The sequence below is a fragment of the Arhodomonas sp. KWT genome (genome assembly GCF_010993615.1).
In genome coordinates, this window is sequence record NZ_WNXE01000395.1 from 1 (window position 1) to 1616 (window position 1616).

The 1616-nt window shown below is 70.5% G+C and carries 1 protein-coding gene; it reads left to right on the top strand.

Features of this window, described 5'->3' with window-relative positions:
• Positions 1–651: 651 nt before the first annotated feature.
• A partial coding sequence (locus G7A99_RS19300; protein ID WP_163143275.1) for a PAS domain-containing protein occupies positions 652–1616 on the top strand: 965 nt, incomplete at its 3' end.

The following is a 1616-nucleotide window of genomic DNA, read 5'->3' on the forward strand; positions in this document are numbered from 1 at the left end:
TCCGGTTCGATTGCCCGGATGCGCCCGTCGATGCGGATCCCTACCGGCGCCCCGGCACTGAAGAACAGGTCCGAGGCGTTGTGCTTCGGCATCAGCTGCAGGTATCGGTCCAGCTCCATCCTCGTTTCCTTCGCCGCGGTCCGGCGGACTCCGTGCGCCCCGGCATCGGCGGCAAGCCTGGATTGCCGCGACATGATAGCGCCTCACGTGACGCGGGTCACAGCACTGCGGCACCTGCGGTGCCAAGCGGTCGCCGGGGCGCGGTCCCTGCCTGTGTGCCGCCGGTCCCGCCGCGGTCGCTCGCGTCGGGCGTCCCGGGGGTATTGGCGTGCGTTAGCGGTTCGGCGGGCGGCAATGCGCGTTCACACCGGCGCGGCCCGATGACGCAAAACGCGAGCAATGTCGTGGTGAGGCCACCCCCGGTCCCCCTGTGTATGCGGCGACACGACTGACGAGGATCAACCAAGGTCGTCCGGAGGTGTAATACGGACGATCAGGTTAGTATTCTTCCAAGTTGCGGCCCGCGTTGCGGACCGGATGGGGGATCTATCGGCGGGGCGTCGCGTACGTCTCCCGCCGGGGGCGGTAATGGCACTCGGCACGCCGGTGCGTGCAGGAGATACAACACCTTGTACAGGGAGCCGCGACGGCATGGCGCGTAGCGAGTGGCTTACGCGCGTCGAGGCGATGATGCGGGCACTGCCGGAGGCGGCGGTGCTCATCGACGGCGGGCACCGGGTACGTGGTCTCAATACGGCCGCGGCCGCGCTGTTCTGGGAGCGCCCCGGGGCGTTACGGGGTGCCGATATCCGCGCGCATCTGGGTACGAGCGACACCGGGGCCGCGGTGACCGACCTCACTGCCCTGGCGCCCGGCGATGTCACCGCCGGCGGGGGTGGGTCGGGCTGGCTGCTCGGTGCGCGCTGCCGCGACGGGAGTGAGCGCCCGGTGCGGGTCACGGTGTCGGGTTTCCACGAGGAGGCGGATGGCCGGCACTATTACTTCGTCATCCTGCGGCCGGTGCGGGCCACCGACGGTGAGCGAGGGCATGACCGGCGCTGGCCGGCGGTTTTCGAGGCGGTTCAGGATGCGGTGTTCCTGCTCTCCGCCGGGGAGGGCGAGGTCCTGGAGCTCAATCCCGCGGCCGGTGAGCTCATCGGTTATACCGCGGCGGAGGCGCAGGGCCTCGATTTCGCCGGACTCGGCGCGGAGGGCTGCTGCGGTGGCCCGGCGACCTTCGGCAGGCGGCTCTCGGCGGCGGCCGAAGGCGCTCCCCAGCGCTTCGAGTGGCCCGCGCAGCGGCGTTCCGGCTCGGTCTGCTGGCTGGATGTCAGCCTCAGCGCGGTGGACCTGGACGGGACTGCGGCGGTGGCGGTGGTGGCGAGGGACGTAACCGAGCGCCGGCGTACCGACGTGCGGCTGCGTCAGGCCGCGCGGGTGCTGGCCTCGACCCGTGAGGGCGTGACCATCACCGATCCGGAGACCCGGATCCAGAGCGTCAACCGCGCGTTTACCGAGATCACCGGTTATTCGGAGGCGGAGGTGCGCGGGGCGACGCCCGCGATTCTCTCCTCCGGCCACCACGACCGCGAGTTCTACGACCGTATGTGGCAGGA